The 2,979-nt window shown below is 64.5% G+C and carries 3 protein-coding genes; all 3 read right to left on the bottom strand.

Annotated elements, in window-relative coordinates; translation table 11 throughout:
* Positions 1-475, bottom strand: a 475-nt coding sequence (locus tag ABNS06_RS00515; protein ID WP_348671932.1) for a Rieske (2Fe-2S) protein, incomplete at its 3' end; no start/stop codon positions are given.
* Positions 472-2,316 carry an NAD(P)/FAD-dependent oxidoreductase gene (locus tag ABNS06_RS00520; RefSeq protein WP_348671934.1) on the bottom strand — a complete coding sequence of 615 codons (1,845 nt, stop codon included), beginning with the start codon at positions 2,314-2,316 and terminating at the stop codon, positions 472-474. The genes ABNS06_RS00515 and ABNS06_RS00520, both read right to left, overlap by 4 nt.
* Positions 2,313-2,979, bottom strand: a 667-nt coding sequence (locus ABNS06_RS00525; RefSeq protein WP_348671935.1) for a TauD/TfdA family dioxygenase, incomplete at its 5' end; no start/stop codon positions are given. The genes ABNS06_RS00525 and ABNS06_RS00520, both read right to left, overlap by 4 nt.

Raw genomic sequence — 2,979 nt, forward strand, 5'->3', positions numbered from 1 at the left:
CCATGTTGATCCAGATCCAGCCGCCCCAGGTGTCGACTTGCACGTCGCTCAGACGCGTGCGCTCGTCGGTCAGCGTGCCCTTCCAGTCCTCCTCGTCCAGCTTGTGCGTGCAGGCGCCGTCCAGACCGTAGCGCCAGCCGTGATAACCGCAGACGAAGCGCTGCTTGCGGCCACAGGCGCTGTGCTGCCCGCAGGGCACGTCCACGAGCTGACGCCCGCGATGAGAGCAGACATTGTGGAAGGCCTTGATGTCGCCGGATTCGGCGCGGACGATGATGATCGAGTCGCTGCCGATCTCGTAGGTGAAGAAGTCACCGGGGTTCGGAATCTCCTCGACGCGGCCGGCGTGCTGCCAGACCTTGGACCACAGCCGATCGCCCTCGGCCTTGGCGTACTCGGGCGACAGATACGCCTCGGTGCCAATGGTCAGGGGTTCCGCCAGATCGTCGACGGTGATGTTGACCTGCTCGTTCATGATGTGACCTCCTCACTGAGCTGTCGGGTGTCCATCCCCTGCAAATCACCGGCGTCGCGCCAGGCCTGCACCATCTGCTGGAACGCGATCCAGCCATGGCCCCAGCCGCGGAACAGCGACCACTTGTCGTTGACCACGCCCTCGTTGGTGAAATAGCTGGGCGGGCAGCTCGCCTGGAACTCGGACAGGTCCACGGCGATGTCATTGAAGCGCTGGACGTAGTCGTCCTGCGCGGCCCGGGTCGGCTCCACGGCGGTGATGTCCCGCTTCAGCGCCTCGGCGATGATGTAGGCGCTGTGGCGACCCTGCTGGCCGAACTGCTCGGTCACCGAGGCGTTGAGCGCACCCTGGATGTAGCCGATGTAGAACTGGTTCGGAAAGCGATGGGTCATGGTCCCGTGCAGGGTCACCGGACCGTCGCGCCAGTGGTCGTAAAGCGACACGCCGCCACGCCCCTCGATCACCTCGATGCCCCAGCGCCGCTCCAGCTCGCTGGTGACCTCGAAGCCGCTGGCGAAGATCACGCAGTCGGCCTCGTATTCCCGCCCGTTGGCCACGAACCCGGTCTTCGTCAGGCGTTGCAAACCCTTGGTCTCCGACACGTCGATGAGTTCGACATTGGGCCGGTTGAACACCGGGTAGAACTCGTCGCTGGACAGCGGCCGTTTGCAGAGGAAGTGGTAGTAGGGCTTCAGCGCCTCGGCGGTGTCGGGGTCGTCGACCAGTTCCTCGACGCGCTGGCGCAGCCGCTCCATGACCTTGAAATTGACCATGCCCTTGCGCTGGAACATCTCTTCCAGGCTCAGCTCCGGCCAGCCCTCGGCTTCCAGTTCCGCGTTGAGATTGCGGTTGATCTCGGTCCAGATGTCGCAGATCAGATCGGGCTCGCCCGGTTGCAGGAATTCCTGCGCCGCGCGCTGGAAGTTCGCCCGGCGCTCGTCCTGCCAACCCGGTTGCAGCGAATCGAACCAGGCCTGGTCGGTCGGCGGGTTGGGACGCTCGTCGATGCTCGACGGCGTGCGCTGCACCACATAGAGGTGCTTGGCGTGCTTCGCCAGATGCGGCACCGCCTGAATCGCCGTGGCGCCGGTGCCAACGATGGCGACGCGCTTGTCCGCCAGCTTGCTGAGATCGGGATTGCCGTAGCCGCCGCCGGTGTAGTCGTAATCCCAGCGCGCGGTGTGAAACAGCTTGCCGTCGAAATCATCGATGCCCTCGATGCCCGGCAGCTTGGGCATGTTCAGCACGCCACAGGCCATGACCACGAAGCGGGGGCGCAGGTCGTCACCGCGATTCGTCTTCACATGCCAGCGGTGCTCATCCTCGTTCCAGCGCAGCTCGGTGATCTGCGTGTGGAACAGCGCCTGGTCGGCAAAGCCGAACTGGCCGGCGATCCGCCTGGCGTACTCGAAGATTTCCTGGCCGTCGGAAAACTTCTTCGACGGCATGAAGCCGGTTTCCTCCAGCAACGGCAGATAGCAATAGGCGTCGTTGTCGCACTGGATGCCCGGGTAGCGGTTCCAGTACCAGACGCCGCCGAAATCACCCGCGGTGTCGACGTTGCGGATGTTGGTCACGCCCTGCTGTATCAGATGGTAGGACGCCAGAATGCCGCCCCAGCCGGCGCCCAGCACGACGACATCCAGCTCCTCGCTGATCGGATCGCGCGGCGCCACCGGCGTGTGCGGATCGACGGAATAGGACTCGACGGCACCGCCGCTGGGACGCACGTACTGGCGCTGCCCTTCCTTGCGCATCCGCTTGTCGCGGAACGCGTTGTACTTCTCGATCAGGCCGGGGATATCGACCTGCTGCGGGGTGACGGTCGGCTTGCAGCTCACGCGAACGGCTCCTCGCCCTGCAGCTTGGTCCGGTGCATCATCCGGCCCGAGGCGGGGTCGTAAGGCGTGGCGCGGTGCATGGTGCCGGTGTTGTCCCAGATCACCATGTCACCCACGGTCCACTTGTGACGGTAGGTAAAGTCCGGCTGGGTCGCCCACTGGCGCAGATCGACCAGCAGCCTGGTGCTGTCCCGGTAGTCCATGTCGACCACGTGATGCGCCGTGCAGCCGATGACCAGCGACTTGCGGCCGGACTGGTGATTCCAGATCAGCGGCAGTTCGTTGTCGCCGATCGCCATCATGCCCTTGAGCACGCGCGGGTCCGGCTCGGGGTCGTAATAGAGCAGCGAGTTCCAGGCCGAGTGCATTACCGTCAGCTTGGCGTACTCGTCCTTCTGCTCGTCGGACAAGTCGTCGTAGGCAGCGTAGGTGTTGCAGAAGTCGGTGTCGCCGCCCTCCGGCGCCAGCGCCTTGGCCGACAGGATCGAGGCCAGAATCGGCACCTTGTTCATCGTCCCGTCGATGTGCCAGTACAGCGACCCCTTGAGGTAGTCGGCGCGTGCGTTGGCCTTGGTATCCAGGGTCACCTTGTAGATTTCCTGGCCATCGTTCTCCGGCGCGAAGGTGCCCAGCGTCTTGGTGAATGCCACCTGTTCCTCGTCG

The organism is uncultured Abyssibacter sp. (assembly GCF_964000955.1).
Classification (GTDB): domain Bacteria; phylum Pseudomonadota; class Gammaproteobacteria; order Nevskiales; family OUC007; genus Abyssibacter.